The 24,013-nt window shown below is 66.3% G+C and carries 22 protein-coding genes and 1 pseudogene; 12 read left to right on the top strand and 11 right to left on the bottom strand.

All coding sequences use genetic code 11. The annotated features are described in order from the left end of the window. Nucleotides 1–322: 322 nt before the first annotated feature. Together mnmE and HWX14_RS30085 are read left to right on the top strand one after the other, a co-directional pair. A complete protein-coding gene (gene mnmE, locus HWX14_RS30090) occupies nucleotides 323–1,717 on the top strand; it encodes a tRNA uridine-5-carboxymethylaminomethyl(34) synthesis GTPase MnmE (RefSeq protein WP_175885917.1) in 1,395 nt (464 codons plus the stop codon). A gap of 435 nt (nucleotides 1,718–2,152) precedes the next feature. Further along, complete coding sequence (locus tag HWX14_RS30085; RefSeq protein ID WP_244130379.1) at nucleotides 2,153–3,289, top strand: beta family protein; 1,137 nt, start codon at nucleotides 2,153–2,155, stop codon at nucleotides 3,287–3,289. On the opposite strand, the gene HWX14_RS30080 is transcribed toward HWX14_RS30085, so the two are convergent. The 5 genes from HWX14_RS30080 to HWX14_RS30065 form a co-directional block, all read right to left on the bottom strand. Then, nucleotides 3,234–3,785, bottom strand: a complete 552-nt coding sequence (locus HWX14_RS30080; protein WP_244130378.1) for a sce7726 family protein — start codon at nucleotides 3,783–3,785, stop codon at nucleotides 3,234–3,236. The genes HWX14_RS30085 and HWX14_RS30080 overlap by 56 nt on opposite strands. 218 nt (nucleotides 3,786–4,003) lie before the next feature. Next, on the bottom strand, nucleotides 4,004–4,129 hold the full coding sequence (locus HWX14_RS36810) for a hypothetical protein (protein ID WP_260525822.1): 126 nt from the start codon (nucleotides 4,127–4,129) through the stop codon (nucleotides 4,004–4,006). A 149-nt stretch (nucleotides 4,130–4,278) separates the two neighbouring features. Further along, on the bottom strand, nucleotides 4,279–5,637 hold the full coding sequence (locus HWX14_RS30075; protein ID WP_175885915.1) for a sensor domain-containing diguanylate cyclase: 1,359 nt from the start codon (nucleotides 5,635–5,637) through the stop codon (nucleotides 4,279–4,281). Between the two features lie 110 nt (nucleotides 5,638–5,747). After that, nucleotides 5,748–5,996: a DUF2795 domain-containing protein gene (locus tag HWX14_RS30070; protein ID WP_175885914.1), complete on the bottom strand. Its 249-nt coding sequence runs from the start codon at nucleotides 5,994–5,996 to the stop codon at nucleotides 5,748–5,750. Nucleotides 5,997–6,117: 121 nt separating this feature from the next. Further along, entirely contained in the window at nucleotides 6,118–6,288 is a 171-nt protein-coding gene (locus HWX14_RS30065) for a hypothetical protein (RefSeq protein ID WP_006477422.1), read from the bottom strand. Between the two features lie 151 nt (nucleotides 6,289–6,439). On the opposite strand from HWX14_RS30065, the gene speG reads away from it, so the two are divergent. The 3 genes from speG to HWX14_RS30050 all read left to right on the top strand — a co-directional run bounded on the left by speG (nucleotide 6,440) and on the right by HWX14_RS30050 (nucleotide 8,576). After that, nucleotides 6,440–6,997 carry a spermidine N1-acetyltransferase gene (gene speG, locus HWX14_RS30060; protein ID WP_175885936.1) on the top strand — a complete coding sequence of 186 codons (558 nt, stop codon included), beginning with the start codon at nucleotides 6,440–6,442 and terminating at the stop codon, nucleotides 6,995–6,997. Nucleotides 6,998–7,485: 488 nt separating this feature from the next. Beyond that, nucleotides 7,486–7,833 carry a hypothetical protein gene (locus HWX14_RS30055; protein ID WP_006477424.1) on the top strand — a complete coding sequence of 116 codons (348 nt, stop codon included), beginning with the start codon at nucleotides 7,486–7,488 and terminating at the stop codon, nucleotides 7,831–7,833. Nucleotides 7,834–8,021: 188 nt separating this feature from the next. Then, entirely contained in the window at nucleotides 8,022–8,576 is a 555-nt protein-coding gene (locus HWX14_RS30050; protein ID WP_006477425.1) for a YaeQ family protein, read from the top strand. 31 nt (nucleotides 8,577–8,607) lie between these two features. Here HWX14_RS30050 and HWX14_RS30045 read toward each other — a convergent pair whose 3' ends face one another. Continuing rightward, the gene (locus tag HWX14_RS30045; RefSeq protein WP_175885913.1) at nucleotides 8,608–9,021 is read right to left on the bottom strand and encodes a VOC family protein; all 414 of its coding nucleotides are present in this window, start codon (nucleotides 9,019–9,021) and stop codon (nucleotides 8,608–8,610) included. 432 nt (nucleotides 9,022–9,453) lie between these two features. Between HWX14_RS30045 and ada the strand changes: the two genes are divergently transcribed. The 3 genes from ada (at nucleotide 9,454) to gshA (ending at nucleotide 13,581) form a co-directional block, all read left to right on the top strand. Next, the gene (gene ada / locus HWX14_RS30040) at nucleotides 9,454–10,545 is read left to right on the top strand and encodes a bifunctional DNA-binding transcriptional regulator/O6-methylguanine-DNA methyltransferase Ada (RefSeq protein ID WP_175885912.1); all 1,092 of its coding nucleotides are present in this window, start codon (nucleotides 9,454–9,456) and stop codon (nucleotides 10,543–10,545) included. Then, nucleotides 10,542–11,501 carry an AlkA N-terminal domain-containing protein gene (locus HWX14_RS30035; RefSeq protein WP_175885911.1) on the top strand — a complete coding sequence of 320 codons (960 nt, stop codon included), beginning with the start codon at nucleotides 10,542–10,544 and terminating at the stop codon, nucleotides 11,499–11,501. The genes ada and HWX14_RS30035 overlap by 4 nt, the downstream gene beginning before the upstream one ends. A gap of 466 nt (nucleotides 11,502–11,967) precedes the next feature. After that, entirely contained in the window at nucleotides 11,968–13,581 is a 1,614-nt protein-coding gene (gshA, locus tag HWX14_RS30030) for a glutamate--cysteine ligase (RefSeq protein WP_175885910.1), read from the top strand. A gap of 70 nt (nucleotides 13,582–13,651) precedes the next feature. Here gshA and HWX14_RS30025 read toward each other — a convergent pair whose 3' ends face one another. After that, the gene (locus HWX14_RS30025; RefSeq protein ID WP_175885909.1) at nucleotides 13,652–13,969 is read right to left on the bottom strand and encodes a DUF4148 domain-containing protein; all 318 of its coding nucleotides are present in this window, start codon (nucleotides 13,967–13,969) and stop codon (nucleotides 13,652–13,654) included. Between the two features lie 418 nt (nucleotides 13,970–14,387). On the opposite strand from HWX14_RS30025, the gene HWX14_RS30020 reads away from it, so the two are divergent. Then, nucleotides 14,388–16,028: an L-lactate permease gene (locus tag HWX14_RS30020; RefSeq protein WP_175885908.1), complete on the top strand. Its 1,641-nt coding sequence runs from the start codon at nucleotides 14,388–14,390 to the stop codon at nucleotides 16,026–16,028. Between the two features lie 99 nt (nucleotides 16,029–16,127). Here the strand turns inward: HWX14_RS30020 and HWX14_RS30015 are convergent, their stop codons facing one another. Then, nucleotides 16,128–17,054: a LysR family transcriptional regulator gene (locus tag HWX14_RS30015; protein WP_175885907.1), complete on the bottom strand. Its 927-nt coding sequence runs from the start codon at nucleotides 17,052–17,054 to the stop codon at nucleotides 16,128–16,130. A gap of 226 nt (nucleotides 17,055–17,280) precedes the next feature. Here HWX14_RS30015 and HWX14_RS30010 point away from each other — a divergent pair, with 226 nt between their 5' ends. Further along, nucleotides 17,281–19,452 (top strand): phospholipase C, phosphocholine-specific, encoded by a 2,172-nt coding sequence (locus HWX14_RS30010; RefSeq protein ID WP_175885906.1) that lies wholly within the window; start codon nucleotides 17,281–17,283, stop codon nucleotides 19,450–19,452. 196 nt (nucleotides 19,453–19,648) lie between these two features. Beyond that, the gene (locus HWX14_RS30005) at nucleotides 19,649–20,374 is read left to right on the top strand and encodes a phosphonate utilization associated transcriptional regulator (protein WP_175885905.1); all 726 of its coding nucleotides are present in this window, start codon (nucleotides 19,649–19,651) and stop codon (nucleotides 20,372–20,374) included. Nucleotides 20,375–20,487: 113 nt separating this feature from the next. Here HWX14_RS30005 and HWX14_RS30000 read toward each other — a convergent pair whose 3' ends face one another. The 3 genes and pseudogenes from HWX14_RS30000 to HWX14_RS29990 form a co-directional block, all read right to left on the bottom strand. Next, nucleotides 20,488–20,817: a hypothetical protein gene (locus HWX14_RS30000; protein WP_175885904.1), complete on the bottom strand. Its 330-nt coding sequence runs from the start codon at nucleotides 20,815–20,817 to the stop codon at nucleotides 20,488–20,490. Nucleotides 20,818–20,856: 39 nt separating this feature from the next. After that, complete coding sequence (locus HWX14_RS29995) at nucleotides 20,857–22,245, bottom strand: FAD-dependent oxidoreductase (RefSeq protein ID WP_175885903.1); 1,389 nt, start codon at nucleotides 22,243–22,245, stop codon at nucleotides 20,857–20,859. Between the two features lie 139 nt (nucleotides 22,246–22,384). Then, nucleotides 22,385–22,576, bottom strand: a pseudogene (locus HWX14_RS29990) (2-aminoethylphosphonate--pyruvate transaminase); the annotation flags it as partial. 191 nt (nucleotides 22,577–22,767) lie between these two features. Here HWX14_RS29990 and phnA point away from each other — a divergent pair. After that, nucleotides 22,768–24,006, top strand: coding sequence for a phosphonoacetate hydrolase (gene phnA, locus HWX14_RS29985; protein ID WP_175885901.1), 1,239 nt, complete (start codon nucleotides 22,768–22,770; stop codon nucleotides 24,004–24,006). Nucleotides 24,007–24,013 lie beyond the last annotated feature (7 nt).

The raw sequence follows: 24,013 nt of genomic DNA, 5'->3' as shown, positions 1-24,013 counted from the left end.
CGTGTCTCAGACAACCATATGGGATAAACGTATCTCATTCGGACGAATCCCGACCTTGGTCAGGATGGTCAATGAAATTGAGGGACGCAGTGTCGAGCCGCTCCAGCAAACATACTTGTCCGAAGCGGCGGGCGGCTCATCCCGCTGGACTGATACTCGGCTTATCCCCGGCGGGATAAATTCGGGCAAGTCCGAATCGGGCGCCGCGGCCAGTGGCCTGTGAGCCGGCACGCTACAATGCCGGCGTTCCGATGCCCGAACTGTTGCGCGGGCGCACCATTGACGCGCTGATTACCCGATTTCCCTGACTCCACCGATTCCCATGCTCGCTACCGATTCCGATCCGATCGTCGCCATTGCCACTGCTGCCGGCCGGGGTGGCATCGGGGTCGTCCGCGTGTCGTTCGGGCGCGGCGGCGAGGCGGCCGCGCTGCCGCTGATCGACGCGTTGTGCGGGCAGAAGCTCACGCCGCGCCATGCGAGCTACGTGCCATTCCTCGATGCGCACGGCGCGCCGCTCGACCGCGGCATCGCACTGTATTTCCCGGCGCCGCATTCGTACACCGGCGAGCACGTGCTCGAGTTGCAGGGGCATGGCGGGCCGATCGTGATGCAACTGCTGCTGCAGCGCTGCCTGGATGCGGGGGGCGGCTTCGGGCTGCGGCTCGCGGAGCCGGGCGAGTTTACGCGGCGCGCGTTCCTGAACGACAAGCTCGACCTCGCGCAGGCGGAGGCCGTCGCCGACTTGATCGAGGCGAGCACCGAGGCGGCGGCGCGCTCGGCCGGGCGTTCGCTCGACGGCGCGTTCTCGCGGCAGATCCATGCGCTCGTCGACGACGTGATCACGCTGCGGATGCTCGTCGAGGCGACGCTCGATTTTCCGGAGGAGGAAATCGACTTCCTCGAAGCGGCCGACGCGCGCGGCAAGCTTGCGAAGATCCGCGCGCAACTCGCGCACGTACTCGGCGATGCGCGGCAGGGCGCGCTGTTGCGCGAAGGGCTGTCGGTCGTGCTCGCGGGGCAGCCGAACGTCGGCAAGTCGTCGCTGCTGAATGCGCTGGCGGGCGCCGAGCTCGCGATCGTCACGCCGATCGCCGGCACGACGCGCGACAAGGTCGCGCAGACGATCCAGGTCGAAGGGATTCCGCTGCACATCATCGATACGGCCGGGCTGCGCGAGACGGAAGACGAAGTCGAGCGGATCGGCATTGCGCGCACGTGGAGCGAGATCGAGCGCGCGGACGTCGTGCTGCATCTGCTCGATTCGCGCACGGGGATGACGCCCGATGACGAAGTGATCGCCGCGCGGTTTCCGGCTGGCGTGCCGGTGGTGCGCGTGCTGAACAAGACGGATCTGACCGGCGTGCCGGCGTGCGTCGAGCATCCGGCGGCGGAAGGCGATCTGACCGAGGTGCATCTGTCGGCGAAGCGCGGCGACGGGATCGACATGTTGCGCGCGGAGCTGTTGCGGATTGCGGGGTGGCAGGCGGGGGCCGAAGGCGTGTATCTGGCGCGCGAGCGGCATCTGATCGCGCTGCGGGCCGCGCAGGAGCATCTCGCCCAGGCGGCGGATCATGCGGAGCAGCGTGCGCAGTCGCTCGATCTGTTTGCCGAGGAGCTGAGGCTCGCGCAGGAGCAGCTCAATGCGATTACCGGGGAGTTCACGTCGGATGATCTGCTGGGCGTGATTTTCAGCAGGTTTTGTATTGGGAAATAAAAAGCCGCATTGTTTTTAAAAATAAAAAAACCTCCCTCCGAGGCGACATCCTTGCGCCAATCATGAAGAATGCTCGCGTGTGGCGACGATAAAAATATACGGTTTATGACATTTACCGATGCAATCGATTGATTGCCTATTTGTCGTCGTCCTTCATGAGACAAAGATCAATGTCTTGGGCTGCGTGTCAGCCGCCTGATGTGCTCGGCATTCCTCGACTGGCAATACACGCGGGGCAGCGACGGCGAAGAGGCCTTCTCGACGTCGCAGATTTTGTCTCAACGTATTTATTGAATGATGCGAAATATGCATCAATTTCTGGCGTCGACTTATTGAGATATCCAGTGCGAATTGGACAAATCATGTGCGTGGTCTTGAGATATTGAGTCGGTGCTGTAATCCTCAAATGACGCCATTCGTCTCGGAGTGGCGGGAGTGCTCAACTTTGACGAGTTCTATTTTGAGGAAAGCATGTTCGATCACAACCACTACGTTCCAGTATTGAAATGGCGTCAAGGGGAATACCTTGCGCTGTCCAGATTGACGGCGACGGTCATGGATTGGGTGACACCGTTGTTCGAGGTGCCGACGGAGGCTTGGGACTTTGAAGCTGAAGCCCCAGCCAAGAGCCTCGACGAGCACTTGAGCAAGTTTGGCATGCGACTCAAGCAAAAATGGGACACGCGACGTTGTTTTGTCGATTCTCCCTTTATCGACGGCGACGCATGTGTCGAGAGCGGCGCGCATCATCTGGCCCATATCTTCGACCTGGCGCGTGCCGCCGGAGCCATGCCCGTTCCGGTGTTTGGATTGGGGCGTTCCGAAGCGTACATGGCCGCGGTCAGGACGATTGTCACTCTCGATGGACGGGGAGCCTGCCTTCGACTGACGCCGGACGACTTCGGTATTTCGATGAGTGCCGAGCTGAACGCGTTGCTGGACGGAATCGGAATAGGAGAGGGCGCGTGCGATCTCGTACTCGATTGCGCGGCCGACATCGCAACCAGCCCGAAGATGCAGGCATTGGTGTGGAAGGGGCTGCTCGACGAACTGCCCAAGCTGGAAGATTGGCGATCCGTCACGATTGCCGGGACGTCGTTCCCGCAGACGTTGCCGTCGGCGTCGTATCGACCGTCCGGCCTGATCAAGCGTCATGACTGGCTTGGCTACAAAGCACTTGTCGGAATGCTGCCTGCCGGCACACGCGTGCCGACGTTCGGCGACTACGCGGTGGCGCATCCGGAGACCGAACTCATCGATCCACGCATGCTCGATCCGACTGCAAAGGTGAAGTACACCATCGACGATAAGTGGTTCATCGCGATGGGCGTGCAGGTCAAGAAACATGGGCGCGCGCAGTACGCGGACATTTGCCGGAGCATCGTGTCCGCCAGCCCACCGATTTTCATGGGAGGCGCTTACTCACACGGTGATCAATTCATCGAGGACTGCGCGAGCGGCACGGGAAGTACCGGCGGTGCATCAACCTGGCCGATGGTTGGAAGCAACCACCATGTCACGAAGGTTGTGAGGGATGTCGCCACCTTGTTCGGCGCTTCAACGCTTCCCTGACCTGCGCCCGAAGAGACGAAGGGGAAAGGTGTTGCGTGAGCAGCGCATACAGCGCTTGTCTGCTGCCGCGCAGCGCCTTCCTGTCGGTTTCAAGGGCTTCCAGAATGGCCAGCGCTTCGTCACGCCACAGAAGGTGGGCGACATGGAAGGGCGAGATGTCGGGGTTCATCGACGCGGCGCGCTCGGTCTCGATGTGAACCGCTCCGCGCGGGCCGACGCGCGACACCTTGATGCCCCACCACGGTGGAAGCAGGTTCGCCGCTTCGACGAAGTGCCGTTCGCTCACGACGAGCGTCGCCTTGTCGAGCGCGCGCGAGTAGGCGTCGATCTGCAGCGGAAGACGGTGCAGTGTATCGGTATCGCTTTTGAGCTCATACCCGTGAATGACGCCATTGATCACCGCGATATCGACCCTGCATGCGCCGTGCTCGAGCCCCAGCTCTTCTACGACGAGCACGTTGGGATTCGACAGCGGCTCTGCAAGGACCTTTTTCATGACAGCGGTTCGAACGTCGCGATCGCGTGTTGCGATACGAGGCGTTTGGTTGCCGTTTGAAAATTTCGCCACGGTGGAGGGCCCTTGAATCGGTATGCAGCGGGGCATGTTAACACAGGCAGGGGGTGCCTTTATCCCCCGCTGTCGTCAGGCCGATCCTGCGTCGGTATCAAGCTTGATGACGAAATTGGGAGGCCCGTCGATGCGAGGCCGGACGTTCAATCCCAATGACGATGATGATGGTAATACCCGCCATCGCCGTAATACCCGCCACCGTCAGGCACCACGATACAGCCGCTCAACAACACGGCGACGCCGGCAATCAGCAAAAGGGCCTTCTTCATCGCGTTCACCTGCTCGGGTTCAATATGAAACCCAGCATAGCGAGCGGCGCCGGCCCGGGCTGTAAGCGATCGTATCCCCGCGCCGCAATCCGTAACGGCGGATTATTCCGGTCACAATGACCGTAACAATTGGCCAAACAGCAGACGTTTCAAGCGACGACGACCCGGTTTCGCCCCGTATCCTTCGCCCGATACAACGCGGCATCGGCGGCTTCGATCAACGCGTCGGGGGTCGACAGATCGTCGGCCGACACGGTCGCGCAGCCGACGCTGACGCTCACGCGCCCGGCCGGCGAGTCGGGCATCGCGAGGTCGAGCCGCAGCACGGCGTCGCGCGCTTCGTCGGCCACCACCCGCGCCCCGCGCGCGCCGGTGTTCGGCAGCACGATCGCGAATTCCTCGCCGCCGTAACGCGCGACGATATCGGCCGGCCGCCGCACCGCGCCGGCCAGCGCATTCGCGACGGCGATCAGGCACGCATCGCCCTTCACGTGACCGAACGCGTCGTTGTACGCCTTGAAGCGGTCGACGTCGACCATCAGCAGCGACAGCGGTTCGCCCTGCCGCCTCGCCTGCAGGAACAGCGTGTGGAAATGGTCGTTGAAGTGGCTGCGGTTGAACGCGCCCGTGAGCCCGTCGCGCGCGGAAGAGCGAACCAGCGTCGCGTGCGCTTCGAACAACTGCTGATACAGCATCGTCACTTCCCACGCGAGCACGCACACGAGCACGCCCGGCGTGAACATGCTGAACACGCGCGCGACGTACCAGCCGACGGTGAAGCGGTTCGTGCTCAGCAGGTTCAGCGTCGTGTCGGTGAGGCACGCGAGCACCGCGATCGCGAGCCACAGGTCGAGCGTCGTGCGCAGCCGGCCCGTGACCAGCACGGCCACGAGCGCGAGCGCGTTGAGGATCCACACGACGAGCGCGATGCCGTTGACGGGCAGCACGGCCGCGTCGCGGGGCGGATGGAACGCGGGCGGCAGCGACACGTTCAGCGCGAACGCGCACAGGAGCGCCGCCGCGACGGCCGGCCCGCCGACGAGCGCGGCGGCCCAGCGGCGCGTCTCTTTCGCGCCGACCGGGGCGCGCGTCAGCCGCTCGCGTGCAAACAGCGCGGCCATCACGAAGCACGGAAAGCCGGCATGCCAGAACACCCACATCCACGCGGCGCTTTGCGGGCGCGCACCGAGCAGGCCGTGCGGCGCGAACACGCCGGGAAAGGTGAGCAGTTGCAGCGCGACGGCGAGCGCGGTGAACGCATAGGCGCCGCCGAGCGCGCCGAGCACGGGCTGGCGTGTGACGGTGAATTGCGCGCCGAGGAAGAACGCCGCGATGCTTGCGGTCGTGAACACGGTGAGCGCGCACATCGGCATGAACGGTTCGACGGGCGGCAGCGCGACGTTCGCGTGCGGCGCGGCGATCCCGAGCGTGAGCAGGATGACGAGCACCGTCAGCGCGCCGAACCACAGCTGACGTTGCGTCGTGTGCTGGATCAGGATGCCTTCCATGGAGTCCCCCGGACGCGCGTGCTCGAACACCCGATCTTGCGCCGGGTGGCACGTATTCCGATCGCGGCGCGACCGGTGCGGCCCGATCCTATCGCGTTATTGGCATCCGCTCAAATGCCGAGCCCCGGGCCGAAGTTGCCGGCGACGCAGCGCGTGACGGCGTCGACGTCCGCGTAGTCCTGTTCGGGCAGGCCGTCGAGCATCGACAGCACGTCGTTGCTGGCGCCGGCGTCGCGTGCGGCATCGACGATCGCATCCTTGTTCGCCGGATAGCGGACGGCCGCCAGCACATCGGCGATCTGCAGGTCGATCGTTTCGTTCGGGATATCGTGCGGGGGAATGGCGGGCTTGTCGTTCACGTCGGTGTCTCGCGGGTTGGGCGGGAATCGGATCGAAGCGCAAGGGCTGTGCCCGGCATCGCATGTTACCCGGCCTGGGGTGGCCCGGCCGGTGTGTACTGAGGATCGACGACGATGGGAGTCAATGCCCGCGCCGCACGCGGCGCCACGGATGCTTCCAGTCGATATGCGGTGCGTTCTCGTCGCGCGGATGCTGGCGACGGTGCTCCTGCCACAGTTCGTCGGAAAACAGCGCAGCCACGATCACGAGCGGCAGCACGAGGAAAATTCCGAGGATGACTTGCTCGACCACGATAGCCTCCTTGCGGTGGCAGGAACCCTTGCTCCCATTCTAGGCTCTGAACTGCGCCCGCGTTCAATTTCTTACAGTGCGAAACGGGCCCGAACGCGGCCGCGCCGCGCGGGCGTTCCGCACCTGCGCCGGCATCGAAAAGGACATGAACATGCAACTTCAGAACGATACCCACACGCTCGCGCTGCGGCCGCTGGAGCGCCAGGACCTGCGCTTCGTCCACGAGCTGAACAACGACGCGAAGATCATGCGCTACTGGTTCGAGGAGCCGTACGAAACCTTCTCGGAACTGTCGCAACTGTACGACCGCCACGTGCACGACCAGCGCGAGCGCCGTTTCGTCGCAGTCGACGCGCAAGACGAACTGGTCGGCCTCGTCGAGCTGATCGAGCTCGACTACATCCACCGCCGCGGCGAGTTCCAGATCATCATCGCGCCGCAGTGCCAGGGGCGCGGTTACGCGGGCCAGGCGACGCGCCTCGCGATCGAGTATGCGTTCAAGGTGCTGAACATGCGCAAGCTTTACCTGATCGTCGATACGTCGAATGCGGCGGCGATCCACGTGTACGAGAAATGCGGCTTCCAGCACGAGGCCGAATTGAAGGAAGAATTTTTCGGGAATGGGGCGTATCACAACGCTTTTCGCATGTGCATCTTTCAGCGCGATTATTTCGAGCGGCAGCAAATCGGGCTGAATAAGGCAGGGTAAACGCCACACCGGTAAAAGCGTTTGCGATGGGGCTTCGCGAGCGTCGAATACAGGCGGGGAACTACGGATAAATACGGATGCGCTTATACCTGGCATTTTTCTTGTATCAGGTATTTGCGATTCCGCGCTGCGGTAAAGTCGAATCGTTTCGGATGACTTTATGTGCATTGCATCAAAATAATCCGGATAGCGAAATGGATTATCCAAACCGTTCAATCGCCGCATTGTAACTTTGCTGAAAGCCTTGCCGGGTAACGCTTTGCGCCCGGCGGTGCAGGCCGGCGCGTCGTTCGGCAGCCTTTGCCGCACGCGCGCATCGCGCCAAAAGCGGGCTGCGCACGGGGTGCGACAATCCGCCGCTATTGCGGTCGCACAACAAATGTGCTTGCTATCGTTTGCCGGTCCCCTAAAGTGAAAAACGCGGGTTCACGATCACCTTTAAACACATAGCTAACCCAGCCTGGTGCCCGCAAGCCTGGAGACAGAACATGATCAAGCGTACCGGTGTCCTTTTTGCCCTTGTCGGCGCATTTTGCGCTGTGTCGATCGCGCAGGCCGGCGGCGATTCGGCCGTCAAGCCGAAGCAGGAAATCCAGCTGACGAAGAATGCGTGGGGCTGCCTGTCGAAAGACAATCTGGATTCCGTACTGAATCACGAACGTGACGGCAAGTCGCAGGCGAAGCAGCAGTATTTCGACGACTTCCGCTGCCTGTCGGTGCCGGAAGGCCAGCGTTTCCGCGTGGTGTCGGTCGACCAGGGCGACGTGCAGTTCGTCAGCGCCGACAACAGCGACCAGCAAGGCCTCTGGACCGATTCGCGCTTCGTCAAGCAGTAACCGTCCATTTACCGCGCAGTCGCACGACGCGCGAGCGCGCCGGCCGACCAGCCGGCGGCGCTAACTGAACACGGCCCGGCGCATGCCGGGCCGTTGTGCTGTGAATCGCGCATGACGCACGCCGGGCAGCGCGCATTCGGTATCATCACGGCCCGACCGAACCGAATGCCCGCCCGGGCCGCATCCGCATGGCGCTGAAATCCACGATCTACAAAGCCGAACTGCAAATCGCCGACATGGATCGGCATTACTACGCCGATCACGCGCTGACGGTGGCGCGCCATCCGTCCGAAACCGACGACCGGATGATGGTGCGCATCGTCGCGTTCGCGCTGTTCGCGCACGAGCGGCTCGAATTCTGCAAGGGGCTGTCGGACGTCGACGAGCCCGACCTGTGGCAGAAGGACCTGACCGGCGCGATCGACGTGTGGATCGAGGCCGGCCAGCCGGACGAACGCCGGATCTCGAAGGCGGCCGGCCGCGCCGGGCAGGTGACGGTGATCGCATACGGCGGCAAGACGTCGGATATCTGGTGGCAGGGCGTGCGCAGCAAGGTCGAACGGCTGCGCAACGTGCAGGTGCTGTCGCTCGCCGACGGCGTCGCGGCCGCGCTCGGGCGGCTCGCGGCGCGCACGATGCGCTTGCAGTGCACGGTGCAGGACGGCACCGCGTGGATCTCGAGCGCCGACCACGATCCGGTCGCGGTCGAATGGACGGTGCTGAAGGCGCGCGAGGGCGCGTAAGGGCCCGTCAGGACCCGCGCGCCGGCCGCGGTCAGCCGAGCGCGGCCGGCGGCCCCTTGAATTCGACCATGTTCCCTTCGGGATCGAACACGTAGATCGACGGCCCGTAGCCGCCGGCGCCGTAGCGTTCGGCCGGCGCGCCGGGCTGCGCGCCATGCGCGGCGAAATGGGCGATCAATGCGTCGGGATCGAACGGTTCGACGCGCAGGCACAGGTGATCGAGATTGCGCCCGGTGCCGGGCGGGCCGCTGTCGGGGCGATCGATCGGGCCGCCGACCGTCAGCAGGTCGATCAGCGCATCGCCGGCGCGCAGCTGGACGAGGCCCAGGTCGGGCTGTTCCTTCTCCACATGGCAACCGACGGCATCGCAGTAAAAACGCGTCATTGCCGCCATGTCGGACACGCGCAGCACGATGTGATCGATTCCGCGGATGGTGGGCTTCATGGGCGGGGGACTCCTTCGCAGTCGACGAGCATCGAGTGTAGACGCATCGGGCCTGCGTTGCCGGCCGGAACGCGGCACAATCGACGGACGAAAAAAAGCCCGTTCACGCAGAGCGGAACGGGCTTAATCCATATCAGGAGGAGACATGGAGGAGACAGTTCCAACTATACACACGGCGATGGTGCGACGCAATATTCCGATTGCAAAAAAACGTCAGGACGGCGATTTGTCGCATCCGCAGTGCAGCAAAATGGTGACGGGACGATGACGAAAGCGGCGCTGGAGCAGCGGCCGCGCGCGGTTCGTCGGATTTATTTTTTATGGATGCGGCCCCGATTCGCCGGTGCGAATCACAGAGCAAGATTCAGGGCGCGACGGCATGTGCCGATGGCTAGAGTAGGCACCATCTACACTAGAGAGTGCGAGGTTCAGATGAAAACCGCCTATCCGACCGACGATGCCCGCTGGGGCGCCGTGACCAAGCGCGATCCGCATGCGGACGGCGCGTTCTTCTATGCCGTCAGCACGACCGGCGTGTTCTGCCGCCCGACCTGCGCGTCGCGCCAGCCGCGCCGCGAGAACGTGTCCTTTTTCGCCGATCCGGCGGCCGCGCGCGCGGCCGGCTTCCGGCCCTGCAAGCGTTGCCAGCCGGAAGGGTTGCCGCGCGAGCTGGAAATCGTCAACCGTGCATGCGCGGTGCTCGACGCGCATGCCGAGCGGCTCACGCTGCAGCAGTTGAGCGACGCCGTGCACGTGAGCCCGTTCCACCTGCAGCGGCTCTTCAAGCGCGTGGTCGGCGTGTCGCCGCGGCAGTACCAGGCCGCGCAGCGCGGCGCCGCGCTGCGGCAGGCGCTGCAAAACGGGCAGCCGGTCACGCAGGCGGCCGTCGACGCGGGGTTCAACTCGCCGTCGCGGCTCTATGCGTCGGTGCCGCGCGAGCTGGGGATGGCGCCGTCCGCATTCCGCCGTCAGGGCGCCGGCCTGCGGATCGACTTTGCGACCGCGTCGACGTCGCTCGGCACGGTGCTCGTTGCCGCCACCGACCAGGGCATCTGCCGGATCGCGTTCGGCGATGACGCCGCATCGCTCGTCGGCGGGCTGAAGGACACGTTCGCACGCGCTGAACTGGTCGAATCGTCCGCGCGGCTCGCGCCGTTCGTCGCGCAGATCCGCGCGTACCTCGACGGCACGCGGCACGCATTCGACCTGCCGCTCGACATCGCGCCGACCGCGTTCCAGCAGCGCGTGTGGGAAGCGCTGACGCATATCCCGTACGGCGAAACGCGCAGCTATTCGGAGATCGCCGAGGCGCTCGGCTCGCCGCGCGCGGTGCGGGCGGTGGCGTCCGCATGCGCGTCGAATCCGGTCGCGCTCGCGATTCCGTGCCACCGCGTCGTGCAAAAGGGCGGTGCGCTCGCCGGCTATCGCTGGGGCGTGCGCCGCAAGGCGACGCTGCTCGCGGCCGAGGCGCGTCATGTTCACAACGATGAAGCCGAAGCCGAGACGGAGGGCAGTGCGGTTTGAGCATCGAGACGACAACGATCACGTCCCTCGCGAACGGCGGCCTCGAGTCGCCGTCCGCGCAGATGGAACTGCGCTACAAGGCGCCGTACGACTGGGCGCGCGTGCTGCGCTTCTTCAGCGGGCGCGCGATTCCGGGCGTCGAGCAGGTCGCCGACGGCGTGTACCGCCGCATCGTCGATCTGCATGGCGAGGCCGGCCGGCTCACCGTCACGAAACATCCACGCAAGCATTGCCTGCTCGCGACCGTCGAAGGGGCGGTCGCGCGTCACGTCGACGATGCGTTCGCCGCGCGCGTCGCGACGATGTTCGACCTCGGCGCCGATCCGGCCGCGATCGGCGGCGGGCTCGCGCGCGATCCGTGGTTCGCGCCGCTCGTCGAGGCCGCGCCGGGGCTGCGCGTGCCGGGCGCGTGGTCGGGGTTCGAGCTGGCCGTGCGCGCGATCGTCGGCCAGCAGGTGAGCGTGAAGGCCGCGACGACGATCGTCGGCCGGCTCGTCGAACGGGCCGGCGAACGCGTGATGCCTGACGACGACGGCGCGCCCGCGTGGCGCTTCCCGACGCCCGACGCGCTGGCCGCGTGCGATCTCGACAAGATCGGGATGCCCGGCAAGCGCGTGGCGGCACTCACCGGCGTGGCGCGCGCGGTGGCGGCCGGCGACGTGCCGGTCGATCGTGCGCATGCCGATCTCGCGACGCTGCGCGGTGCGTGGCTGGATTTGCCCGGCATCGGCCCGTGGACCGTCGAATACATCGCGATGCGCGCGTGGCGCGACCCGGACGCATGGCCGGCCTCCGATCTCGTGCTGATGCAGTCGATCGCCGCGCGCGACCCGGCGCTCGATCGGCTCACCACCCAGAAGCGCCGCACCGAAGGCTGGCGGCCATGGCGCGCGTATGCGGCGCTGCATCTGTGGAACGAAGTGGCCGACCGGGCGGGCGGCGCGCGCGGCGGGTAAGCGCGGCGCGCCGCGGCCAGGTGCGACCGCGAGAAGGCTGTGCTGCAACCCATTGCGCCACCGGTGCCGCCATGCGGCAAGCGCTGGTGTGACGCGGTTCGTCATGGGGATTTCACGCATCAGGCGCCGGCTGCATGTCGCGCGTACGCTTGCCTGCGCAAGCGTCGTTTCGCGATCCATCCAGCGGCACGGTTGCACCTGCCGCTACCCGTTCGCCGTTCAAGTTTCATCCGACGATTTCCGCCGACCGGCGTGCCGATCGGCATCTTCCGGAACCGGTGACTCAGGCCAGGACCGCCGCGCCCGGCCCGCCCGATGGCCCGCTCCGGCCCGCGCGCCGTGCCCGCGGCCACCTCAAGCGCGGCTTTCGGCGAGATGTTAAAGTGCCCGCTACCAACGAAGCGACCAACAATCCAGCCGGCCGCGCGCGGCGTTCTGCGCGCGGCCGTCACGCACTTGCGTCTCCATGTCGAACACCATGACTCACCGCCAGTCTGAACTGCTGCTGAAACGCCTCGACGCGCTGAGCTCGGGCCCGACGCGGCAGCATCTGCCCGACGGCCTGCGCGGCATCGAAAAGGAAAGCCTGCGCGTGACGCGCGACGGGATGATCGCGTTCACGCCGCATCCGCGCGCGCTCGGTTCGGCGCTCACGCATCCGGCGCTGACGACCGACTATTCCGAAGCGCTGATCGAACTGATCACGCCCGCGGAGCGCGACGCCGCGCTCACGCTCGAACGCCTCGACGATCTGCATCGCTACGTCTATGCATCGCTCGGCGACGAGATCCTGTGGAACGACTCGATGCCGGGCCTGCTGCCGGCCGACGACCAGATCCCGATCGCCAACTACGGCACGTCGAACATCGGCCGCCTGAAGACGGTGTACCGGCGCGGCCTCGCGTATCGCTACGGCCGCACGATGCAGTGCATCGCCGGCATCCACTACAACTACTCGCTGCACGAGGAAGTGTGGCGGCGCCTGCATGCGGACGAAGAGTCGACGGCAACGCTCGTCGATTACCAGTCGGAACGCTATCTCGCGCAGATCCGCAACTTCCGCCGCCGCAGCTGGCTGCTGATGTACCTGTTCGGCGCGTCGCCGGTGCTCGACACGAAGTTCCTGCGCGGCAAGCCGCACAAGCTCGACACGTTCGACGCCGATACGCTGTACCGGCCGTATGCGACCAGCCTGCGGATGAGCGATCTCGGCTACTCGAACACGACGGCCCAGGCCGCGCTGCACGTCGACTACAACACGCTGCCCGGCTATCTCGACGCGCTGTCGAAGGCCGTCAGCGAGCCGTATCCGGCGTACGAGGCGATCGGCACGCATCGCGACGGCGAGTGGATCCAGATCAACACGAACGTGCTGCAGATCGAGAACGAGTTCTACTCGACGATCCGGCCGAAGCGCGTCACGTATTCGGGCGAGCGGCCGCTGCATGCGCTCGCGTCGCGCGGCGTGCAGTACATCGAAGTGCGCTGCCTCGACATCGATCCGTTCGAGCCGACCGGCATCGCGCTGGAGACCGCGCGCTTCATCGACGCGTTCCTGCTCGCGTGCGCGCTCGACGACAGCGCGCCGCTCGACTGCGACGCGTACAAGGAAGCGAACGCGAACTTCGGCAGCGTGACGCTGGACGGCCGCCAGCCGGGGCTCACGCTGACGCGCGACGGCCAGCCGGTCACGCTGCAGCAGTGGGCCGACGAGCTGATGGCCGATATCGAGATCGTCGGCCGCCGGCTCGACGAAATCCGCGGCGGCGACGAGCATGCGCGTGCGATTGCCGCGCAGCGCGAGAAGCTCGCCGATCCGGAGCGCACGCCGTCCGCGCGCGTGCTGCGCACGATGCGCGAGAACGGCCAGTCGTTCCTCGCGTTCGGGCTCGCGCAGAGCGAAGCGCATGCCGCGTATTTCCGCGCGCATCCGCCGTCGGCCGAGACGTTGCACACCGAGCAGGCGCTCGCCGCGAAGTCGCTGGCCGAGCAGGCCGAACTCGAAGCGAAGGAGGCCGGATCGTTCGACGCGTTCGTCGCCGCCTATCGCGCCTATACGCTGAACCGCTTCAGCGTGTGACGTATCGCGCACGCGGCCGGCGCAAGGTGCGCCGCGCCGCGATGCGATCGCAATCCGGTTTCGTCGATGATCAGTGATGGGCGTACGTGCCGCGATCGATTGCGTGCGGCAGCGCCGGCTTGCCCGATGCCGCGTTGGCCCGGCCGTCGCTGCCGTAACCGGCCGCGTCGCCGTCACCGCGGGCCCGCTCGGCCCGCTGCATGATCGCCTGCATGTTCCGCGGAAAGTCGGGACTGCTTGCGAGGCTCGTCCGGTAGCCGGCGGCCTGCAGTTCCACGAGTTCCTGGCGGACCTGCGTGCGCGTGAGCGTCGACGCGGCTTGCGCGTGAGCGGCGAACGCCGCGCCGATCAGCACGACCGCGCATACCGCGTGTTTCATCGTCTTCATCGTGTTTGCTCCGTGAGATTCCGGTGCCGCGCCATCGCCGGCGCGGGCGGAAACGATGCAGCCAGTCTAGGCTTCGGACGTCAAACGAAACATCCTCGTGGCCGGCAGTCACCTTTTCCGGTCGCGCAACATTGCGGGCGCCGGTGAGCCGTCGCGACGGGTTTCCTGTCGGGCGCGACAGCCGCGCGCCATCTGTCGGCCATCGTGCGGCGGCGGTTCGCACCGGCTCGCCCGCATCGGGCTTCTCCCCCCTTGTACAAGCGCGTCGCGCCTCCTAACCTCTTTTAAGCGACCGATCGGTTGGCCGCGCAACGTCGTTGCGTACGCAAGCGCCTCATCGTGGTCGTGACTGCAGGACATCGCCTTGTACCGAACCCGACGCGTCGACATGCGAACCCGGGTCGACTCTGGAGACACGATGAATCCCACCGACGCCCTACCGCCCGGCATCGTCTTCGCGCAACCGTTGACGCCCATCGCCGGCTCGCTGCTCCTGTCGTTCCTCGTCGCGGTGATCCCGATCGCGGTCGCGCTGATCGCGCTCGGCGTGCTGCGCCGCCCCGCGTGGCAGGCGTCGCTCGCCGGGCTCGTCGCGGGCCTCGCGGTCGCGATCGGCGCGTGGGGGATGCCGGCCGGGCTCGCGTTCAACGCAGTCGGCGCCGGCATGGCGCTCGCGGTCGTGCCGGTGATGTGGATCGTCTTCAACGCGCTGCTGCTGTACAACATCGCGGTGAAGTCGGGCCGCTTCGACCAGTTCCGGCAGTGGATGCTCGACAACCTGCCCGACGACCGCCGCCTCGTGCTGCTCGTCGTCGCGTTCTCGTTCGGCTGCTTGCTCGAAGGAATCTCGGGATTCGGCACGCCGGTGGCGATCACGAGCGCGCTGCTGATCGCGCTCGGCTTCCCCGCGCTCGAAGCGCTCACCTATACATTGCTGTTCAACACGGCGCCGGTCGCGTTCGGCGCGCTCGGCGTGCCGATCACCGTGCTCGGCGCGGTCACGTCGCTGCCGCCCGCGACGCTCGCGCAGATGGTCGGCCGGCAGTTGCCGTTCTTCGCGCTGCTGCTGCCGTTCTACGTGGTCGGCGCGTATGGCGGGCTGCGCTCGATCGCGAAGCTGTGGCCGGCGCTGCTCGTGTCCGGCGGCAGCTTCGCGATCGCGCAGTTCGTCACGTCGAACTTCCTCGGCTACCAGCTCACCGACGTGCTGTCGTCGCTCTCGTCGCTGATCGTGACGATCGGCTTCCTGCAGCTGTGGAAGCCGCAGCCCGATCCCCAATACGCGCTCGCGCGCAGCGTGCCGGCCGCCGCCGGCGCCGCGCGCGCGGGCTTCGGCGGCTGGCTGCCGTGGCTCGTCGTGTCGGTGGTCGTGATCGTGTGGGTGCACGCGAACATCGCGGCGATCGGCGACGTGAAGATCAAGTGGCCGGGCCTGCACAACGCCGTGTACGTGTCGCTGTACCACAAGCCGTATGCGGCGATCTGGGATTTCCAGCCGCTCGGCACGGGCACCGCAATCCTGCTGTCGGCGATCATCACGGCCGCGCTGACGCGCACCGGCCCCGGCGCGTTCGTCGAATGCGTGGCGAAGACGTGGCGGCAGACGTGGATCGCGATCGGCACCGTGATGATGATCGTCGGGCTCGCATACCTGCTGAACTACTCGGGCATCAGCTACACGCTCGGCACCGGTGTCGCGTCGACCGGCGCGCTGTTCCCGCTGGTGTCCGCGTCGCTCGGCTGGATCGCGGTGTTCCTGTCCGGCAGCGACACGTCGGGCAACGCGCTGTTCGGCAACCTGCAGGTCGTGGCCGCCCGGCAGCTCGGCCTCGATCCGGTGCTGATGGCGGCGACCAACTCGTCGGGCGGCGTGATGGGCAAGATGATCTCGCCGCAGAACATCGCGACGGGCGTATCGACGACGGACCTGAAAGGGCAGGAGGGGGTCGTGTTCGCACGCACCTTCTGGCACAGCGTGATCCTTACGCTGCTGCTCGGCGTGCTGGTGTTCCTGCAGCAGCACGTACTGACCTGGATGATTCCGACGCTGCCGAAGTGACGCACGGCGCGACGACAGAAGGAAGGCACGAGGCAAGCAACGAGGGAAGGCGCGGGAAAAGCGCCAGGTAGTGTGCGGAACCGGTGAACGCGCGGCGGCTCAGCGCGCGTTCACCCGCCGCATCGTTCGTCCGGTTTCGACCGCACTGGCCGCGTCGGTCGCTGCGCCGCCGGCCGGCAGGATGCACGCGAGGAACGCGTCGATCGCGGGGCTCTGGCGGCGCGCTTTCAGGTAGTACACGTATTCGTCGATCGTCGTGTCGACGCCGCGCAGCGCGATCACGCGCAGGTCCGGATGGCGTTCGGCCTCGCCGAGCGGAAAGAGGCTCCCGCCCACGCCATGCAGGATCGCCTCGCGAATCGCTTCGCGGCTGCCGATCTCGGCGACCGAGGTGGCCGCGACGCCAGCCGTGGCGAGGATCGTCTCCGTGCAGCGGCGCGTGACCGACCCTTCCTCGCGGATCAGCAGCCGCACGTCGGCGAGCCGCTCCGGGTCGATCGAATCGAACCGCGCGAGCGGATGATGGCGATGCACGACGAGCACGAGCGGATCGGTCGAGATCACCTTGCGTTCGAGGCCGTCGGCGTCGTTGCGCTGCGACGAGACCGCGAGATCGATGCGGAACTCCTGCAGCGCCTGCAGGATTTCCTCGGAGTTGCCGATCCGGCACGTGAGCGCGATCGACGGGTGCGCGCTCGAGAAGCGGCCGACCGCGTCCATGATGTAGTACGGACCCGTCGCGCCGATCCGCAGGTGGCCTTCGAACAGGCCGCCGACGTTGCGCAGCATGATGTCGGCCTGCGCCTCGAGCGCGATCATCTTCTCGACGAGCGGCAGCAGCTCGATGCCCGTCTCCGTCACTTCGAGCTTGCGGCCGCTGCGGTAGAACAGCTCGACGCCGTACACCTGCTCGACCTGCCGGATCTGCGCGGCGATCGTCGGCTGACTCACGCCCAGGTGGCGCGCGGCGCGCGTGATGCTGCCCTGCCGGACGGTCGCATGAAACGCCTTCAGCTGATCGAACACGGCTCGGCTTCCCCCCTCTTCATCGCGCGTCAGCGTAGCGCAGGCATGTGTCGGCCGCATGAAAGGCGCGCCGTGCGAGACTTCGAAAAAAAGCTGGGGATGACCGCAAGAAACCTGCGGGAACCGGTCACGGCCGGGACATGCCGGTGCGGGGTAATAACGGCGACGCAGATCGCCGGCCCGCTCGCCCGGCGCCCCCACTCCCACCGACTACAGGGTGCTCTTCATGTCCTCGAACAATCGACGCGATTTCCTGCGCCTCGCCGCGCAGTCGGCCGGCGCGATGGCCGCCTACGCGGGCTTCCCGCCCGCGATCCGCAATGCGCTGGCGATGCCGGCCGCCTATCGCACCGGCACGATCCGCGACGTCGAGCACGTCGTGATCTTCATGCAGGAAAACCGTTCGTTCGACCATTACTTCGGCGGGCTGCGCGGCGTGCGCGGCTTCGACGACCCGCGTCCGCACCTGCTGCCGAACGGCGCGCCGGTGTGGCAGCAGCCGCCGGCGTCGGTGTTCACGAAGAACTACCATTCGCGCGGGCTCGATCCGTCGGCGCCGTACGTGCTGCCGTTCTACCTCGACCCGAAGCAGACGACCGAATTCCAGCCGGGCACCAACCACGGCTGGAGCAGCGGCCACCTGTCCTGGAACAACGGCCAGTGGGACCAGTGGGTGAACCAGAAGCAGGACGTGCTGACGATGGGCTACCTGAAGCGCCAGGATCTCACGTACCACTACGCGCTGGCCGACGCGTTCACGATCTGCGATTCGTACTTCTGCTCCGCGCACGCCGACACGGCGCCGAACCGCATCTACCTGTGGACCGGCACGGTCGACTCGCGCAACGTCTACGGCAGCGCGCCGAACGGCCCGGGCATCGGCGAGCGCAACGACGTGAACGGCTACACGTGGACGACCTACGCGGAACGCCTGGAGAACGCGAAGATCAGCTGGAAGGTGTACCAGGGCGGCACCGGCATCCCGGGCGACCCGACCGACAACTACACCGACAACTCGCTGATGTTCTTCAAGCGCTTCCAGGTCAAGGAAGGCGCGAGCGGCCCGCTGGTCGACAAGGGCGCGTCGGACCACACGCTCGCCGAACTGAAGGCCGACGTGCAGGCCAACCGGCTGCCGCAGGTATCGTGGATCGTGTCGCCGTACAAGTACAGCGAGCACCCGCAGGCATCGCCGACCGACGGCGCGTTCTACATCAACATGGTGCTCGAGGCGCTGACGTCGAACCCCGAGGTGTGGGCGAAGACGGTGTTCATCCTCAACTACGACGAGAACGACGGGCTGTTCGACCACGTCGTGCCGCCGGTGCCGCCGGTCACGAGCGGCGTGGGCGGGCAGGGCATCGTGTCGTCGAACCTGCTGTCGAACCTCGGCGATGAACTGCTCGACCTGAACAAGTACCCGGGCGAGATGAGCCCGCTCGTGCCGGGCGCGGACCCGGGCGGCATCCAGCCGATCGGCCTCGGGCCGCGCGTGCCGCTGATCATCATCTCGCCGTGGACGAAGGGCGGCTGGGTTTGCTCGGAGACGTTCGACCATACGTCGGTGCTGCGTTTCCTCGAAGCGCGCTTCGGCGTGAAGGAGCCGAACATCAGCGCGTGGCGCCGGTCGATCTGCGGCGACCTCACGTCGGCGTTCGATTTCTCCGCGCGGCCGGACACGCGCACGGTGAGCTTCACGGTGCCGCAGCACATCGCCACCGCCGGCCAGGCGTACCAGGTGCCCGCGCAGCAGTCGATGCCGGCGCAGGAGCCCGGCACGCGTCCGGCGCGCGCGCTGCCGTACGAGCTGTTCGTGCACAGCCGCGTGGGCGCGCATGACGACACCGTGTCGCTCGATTTCGCGAACACCGGCGACGCGGGCGCCGCGTTCTACGTGTACGACCGCCGCAACCCGGCGACGCCGCCGCGCCGTTATGCGGTGTCCGCGCACGACCGCTTCGTCGATACGTGGAGCACGTCGGCCGCGCGCGGCGAATACCATCTGGCCGCCTACGGCCCGAACGGCTATCTGTGCGAATTCCAGGGCAACACGCGGCTCGCCGCGGACGGCCGCCACGCGAACCCGGAAGCGAAGATCGGTTACGACGTGCGCAATCGCCACGTGTACCTGCAACTGCGCAACAGCGGGCGCGCGACGTGCCGCGTGACGGTCGACAACGCGTACAGCCATGCGCATGCACGCACGTACACGCTGGAGCCGGGCGAGCGCGTCGAAGGGCACTTCGAGCTGTCGTCGAGCCACGGCTGGTACGATCTGACGATCAGTGCGACGACGCTGCGCGGCGGCGACGACAAGGTCGTGCGCCGCTTCGCGGGCCACGTCGAGACGGGGCGGCCGAGCCAGAGCGATCCGGGGCCGGTGAAGCGCACGGCCTGACGGTTGTGCGGGCGGTCGCGCGGGGAGAAGGTTTGCCCGCCCGCGCGACCGTCGCGTGCCGGTTGCATTCCGGCGTTCAGGATTGGTTTTTGGAAACTGAAAACTGTTGACAATGCGGCGGGCCGAGGATATACAACGATCATTCGCCGATAGGGCGCCCTCGTATTTCATCCCCAGCCCCGCTGCCTGCCCGACCATGACTGCCCCGAACACGCTCAGCGCCATCGAACTCCTGCAAAGCCAGTCGCTCGCGATGATCGTCCAGGACATGCTCGAACGCGCGATCGTGTCCGGCGAGTACGCGCCCGGCGAAAAGCTCAACGAGGTCGATATCGCGACGAAGCTGAACGTGTCGCGCGGCCCGGTGCGCGAAGCATTCCGCGCGCTGGAACAGGCCGGCCTGCTGCGCAACGAGAAGAACCGCGGCGTGACCGTGCGCGTCGTGCCGCTGCGCGAGGCCGAGGAGATCTACGAAGTGCGCGCGATGCTCGACGAATCGGTCGCGCGCGCGCTCGCGAAGCGCATCTCGCCCGATACGCTGAAGGTGCTGAAGGGCATCATCCAGTCGATGAAGGGTGCGGCGAAGGCGCACGACGTCACGCGCTATACCGAGCTGAACGTGCAGTTCCACGACGCGATGGTGGTCGGGGTCGGCAATACGCACCTCACCGATACCTATCGCCGGCTCGTGCGCCAGCTCGGGCTGCTGCGCCAGGCCGCGATCGAGGCAGAGGAGGATGCGATCGCAGTGTCGGCGGCCGAACACGACAAGATCGTGCAGGCGCTCGCGGCCGGCGACGAGGAAAAGGCCGTCGCGCTCGTGCGCGAGCACGTCGCACACGGTCTCGCGCGGATGCGCCGTACGCATGAGCAGGGGCTGCCGGCGACGGGTAAGGCGGCGCGGGAGAAGGCGGGCGCGTGAACGGTCACGTTACCCGCACGTTTACGACGAAAGGCGCGCAGCGGCTGGATTACGCCGTCGCTTCGCTCGACGTTGATGATGTCCGGCCGAATGCGGTGATCGCCGGCAACTGATCATTTGCCGCGCTGTTTATCGAAGAAATCGTCCAGTACCCAGCCGGTTCCGGATTCACAGTGCACCTGGGTGTATGCATGGATCTTTGCAACCCGATCCGTCACGGGGACGCAGGATTCACCTTTCCTGACCGTGAAGATCGGGTGAGTTCGATCGTCGTCGGGCTCCGCGAAGGCCGGCATGTCACGAAGCGCCGTCCATTTCTCATCTCTAAATTTCGAGCACGCACCGATCGTCACGACGAGTGCGGCGAACAGCAGGAAGCGCATCATTTCTTCAGATGGATTGACGAGATCGCCAATCGTACCGTGACGCAACGCGGTCCGCATGCGGGGCGGGCGATTCGATACGTCGTCCGAATGATGCAGTCACGCCTTATCAGCCTTCCCCGCCGCGCTCGCAAACTTCGCGAGCCACGTATCAACCGCTGACGGCTCCCGGTTCTCATCCTCCGCGCGCTCCTTGCGCCGAATCGCGTTGCGCACGACGTGCGCGCCGACATAGCGGATCGGCTCCGGCGGAAAGTAGCCAAGCGGGCCGCGCACGATCGGGCTGCGTGTCCACGCGTTGTCGAGGCCGAGCACGAGCGACGACAGGATCTGCCCGCCCATGTAGGTCGGCCCCACGCCGTTGCCCGAATAGCCGAAGCCGTAGAACACGTTCGGTGCGTCGTCGAGGCGGCCGAAGAACGGGAAGCCCGTCACCGAACGATCCGACGGCCCGTTCCAGCTTGCGGTGATGGGCACGCCGGCGAGCGACGGGAAGAATTCGCGCAGGCTGCGCGTGAGTTGTGCCTCGTACGGCGAGCGGCGGTCGAACACGGGCGCGATGCGGCTGCGCCACGAGAACGTGTTGCCGCCCTTGCCGAGCATCAGCCGCCCGTCGGCCGTCGTGCGGTAGTAGTAGACGAAGATCCGCGAATCGAGCACCGACACGCCGTCCACGAGCTCGGTCCGCTCGAGCAGCTCCGGACATTTCTCGGTGATGACCATGTCGCTCGACACGACGGCAATCGTGCGTTCGAACTGCGGGAAGCGGCTCGCCATCCACGCGTTGATCGCGAACACGAGCTTGCCCGCGCGCACGCTGCCGGCCGGCGTGCGCACGACGGCTGGCTGGCCGGGCGTGAAGTCGAGCATCGGCGTGCGCTCGTAGATCCGGATCCCCATCTCGAGCGCGACGCGGCGCAACCCGCGCACGAGCTTGCCGGGATGCACGGTCGCGGCGATCGGCGAGTAGACGCCGTCGAGATTGCGTGCGGAGCCCGAGCGGCGCGCGACTTCGGCGGGCGGCAGCGGCTCGTAGCTGTGGATGCCGCACGCGGCGAGCGCGTCGAGCACCGGCGCGAGCGTGCCGACCTGCGCGCGTGACGTCGCGGTGTACAGCGTGCCGTCGAGCCGCAGTTCGGCATCGATGTGGTGCGCGCGGCAGAAATCGGCGATGTGCTGCACGGCCGCTTCCGACGCCTTCACGAGCCGGATCGCCTCGGCTTCGCCGAACAGCCGCCGCAGCGTCAGGAATTTCGCGGACCACGTGAGCAGGCAGCCGCCGTTGCGGCCGCTCGCGCCGGCGCCGCACAAGTCGGCTTCGAGGATCGCGATGTCGAGCGCCGGGTTCTGCTGCTTCGCCTGGATCGCGGTCCAGAGGCCCGTGAAGCCGCCGCCGACGATGCACACGTCGGCCTGCGTCGCGTCTTGCAGCGCGGGGGCGAGATCGCCGTCGTTGAACAGCGCTTGTTCGATCCAGAAGGGGCGCATCAATGAGTCGTCAAAAAGGGTCGATGCCGTGTCGCGCACGGCGCAAAAACGAAAACCAATGCGAACGCGGAATCGAAACCGCCGCTCCGCGATGCACGACGGTAGGGCTGCGCGCCGCCGTGCGGCCCGATTCGTCGAGTCAGGCGACCGCTTCGGCGGACACGCGCCGCACGCCCATCGCCTTCAGCGTGTCGGCGATCGCCACGACTGCACCCGGAATCCCTGCTTCGCCGAAATGGCCGATGCAGCCGACGCGGAACGTCTCCACTTTGGTCAGCTTGCCCGGATACCGAATGTAGCCGCGCTTTTTGACCGCCCGATAAAACCTCTCGCCGCAGCACGACGCGGATGAGTGGACACCCACCCTTCATGCTCGCTGCCCCGCCTTTTGCTTTCTGTTCTCTGCATGTTGTTGACAATCTACAAATCATCCATTTTAATGTCAAGCATGGAAACCCCCTCCCATCGGCACGGCGCGGGCGCCGCCGGCTCACATCCTTCGATCCGAAACGAATGAACGTCATGACTGAAACGCCTGTATCCGTCGAAGTGAACGGCCGCCGCTACAACTGGATGAGCCGGCCTGTGGTGGTCGTCTGCGTCGATGGCTGCGCATACGAATATCTGGAAGAAGCGGCCGAGGCCGGTGTCGCACCGTTCCTGCGCACGCTGCTGAAGCCGGGCACGGCATTCAAGGGCGAGTGCGTGGTGCCGAGCTTCACGAACCCGAACAACCTGTCGATCGTCACCGGCGTGCCGCCGGCGATCCACGGGATCAGCGGCAACTACTTCTACGATCGCGACACCGGCGCCGAGGTGCTGATGAACGATCCGAAGTACCTGGTCGCGCCCACCGTGCTTGCGACCTTCGCCGAACAGGGCGCGCGCGTCGCGGTCGTCACCGCGAAGGACAAGCTGCGCCGCCTGCTCGGCAAGGGGCTGAAGGGCATCTGCTTCTCGTCGGAAAAGGCCGATGAAGCGAGCGTCGAGGAAAACGGCATCGACCACGTGCTCGAGCTGGTCGGCAAGCCGGTGCCGAGCGTGTACAGCGCGGACCTGTCCGAGTTCGTGTTCGCGGCCGGCGTGCGCCTGCTCGAGACGCGCCCGATCGACCTGATGTACCTGTCGACCACCGACTACGTGCAGCACAAGTGCGCACCGGGCACGCCCGGCGCGAACGCGTTCTACGCGATGATGGACACCTACCTGCAGCGCCTCGACGAACTCGGCGCGATCGTCGCGCTCACCGCCGATCACGGGATGAACGCGAAGCACGACGACGCGACCGGCGAGCCGAACGTGATCTACCTGCAGGAGTTGTTCGACGAATGGCTCGGCCACGATGCGGCGCGCGTGATCCTGCCGATCACCGATCCGTACGTCGTGCACCACGGGGCGCTCGGTTCGTTCGCGACCGTCTACGTGCCGGCCACGGCCGATACCGACGCGCTGCGCGCGCGGCTCGCCGCGGTCGACGGCATCGAGGTCGTGCTGACGGGCGCCGAAGGCTGCGCGCGTTTCGAGCTGCCGCCCGCGCGAATGGGCGACCTGATCGTGATCTCGAAGCACGACGTCGTGCTCGGCACGCGCCGGATCAAGCACGACCTGTCGGGCCTCGACGTGCCGCTGCGCTCGCACGGCGGGATCGCCGAGCAGATCGTGCCGCTGATCTTCAGCAAGCCGGTCGCGGCCGACGTCGCGGGCCGCGCGCGGCTGCGCAACTTCGACATCATCGACATCGCGCTCAACCACCTGCAGTGATGCACGC

Origin of the sequence: Burkholderia sp. BCC0044 (assembly GCF_902832955.1) — a bacterium.
In the GTDB taxonomy this organism is placed as follows: Bacteria; Pseudomonadota; Gammaproteobacteria; order Burkholderiales; family Burkholderiaceae; genus Burkholderia.
The sequence above is the reverse complement of the archived record's forward strand: the minus strand, read 5'-3'. Positions and strand labels throughout refer to the sequence as shown.

Coding starts and splice junctions, on each gene's coding strand:
- mnmE (WP_175885917.1), top strand. CDS start 323: ATGCTCGCTACCGATTCCGATCCGATCGTCGCCATTGCCACTGCTGCC.
- HWX14_RS30080 (WP_244130378.1), bottom strand. CDS start 3,785: ATGAAAAAGGTCCTTGCAGAGCCGCTGTCGAATCCCAACGTGCTCGTC.
- HWX14_RS36810 (WP_260525822.1), bottom strand. CDS start 4,129: ATGAAGAAGGCCCTTTTGCTGATTGCCGGCGTCGCCGTGTTGTTGAGC.
- HWX14_RS30075 (WP_175885915.1), bottom strand. CDS start 5,637: ATGGAAGGCATCCTGATCCAGCACACGACGCAACGTCAGCTGTGGTTC.
- speG (WP_175885936.1), top strand. CDS start 6,440: ATGCAACTTCAGAACGATACCCACACGCTCGCGCTGCGGCCGCTGGAG.
- HWX14_RS30055 (WP_006477424.1), top strand. CDS start 7,486: ATGATCAAGCGTACCGGTGTCCTTTTTGCCCTTGTCGGCGCATTTTGC.
- HWX14_RS30050 (WP_006477425.1), top strand. CDS start 8,022: ATGGCGCTGAAATCCACGATCTACAAAGCCGAACTGCAAATCGCCGAC.
- HWX14_RS30045 (WP_175885913.1), bottom strand. CDS start 9,021: ATGAAGCCCACCATCCGCGGAATCGATCACATCGTGCTGCGCGTGTCC.
- ada (WP_175885912.1), top strand. CDS start 9,454: ATGAAAACCGCCTATCCGACCGACGATGCCCGCTGGGGCGCCGTGACC.
- gshA (WP_175885910.1), top strand. CDS start 11,968: ATGTCGAACACCATGACTCACCGCCAGTCTGAACTGCTGCTGAAACGC.
- HWX14_RS30025 (WP_175885909.1), bottom strand. CDS start 13,969: ATGAAGACGATGAAACACGCGGTATGCGCGGTCGTGCTGATCGGCGCG.
- HWX14_RS30020 (WP_175885908.1), top strand. CDS start 14,388: ATGAATCCCACCGACGCCCTACCGCCCGGCATCGTCTTCGCGCAACCG.
- HWX14_RS30010 (WP_175885906.1), top strand. CDS start 17,281: ATGTCCTCGAACAATCGACGCGATTTCCTGCGCCTCGCCGCGCAGTCG.
- HWX14_RS30005 (WP_175885905.1), top strand. CDS start 19,649: ATGACTGCCCCGAACACGCTCAGCGCCATCGAACTCCTGCAAAGCCAG.
- HWX14_RS30000 (WP_175885904.1), bottom strand. CDS start 20,817: ATGCGGACCGCGTTGCGTCACGGTACGATTGGCGATCTCGTCAATCCA.
- HWX14_RS29995 (WP_175885903.1), bottom strand. CDS start 22,245: ATGCGCCCCTTCTGGATCGAACAAGCGCTGTTCAACGACGGCGATCTC.
- phnA (WP_175885901.1), top strand. CDS start 22,768: ATGACTGAAACGCCTGTATCCGTCGAAGTGAACGGCCGCCGCTACAAC.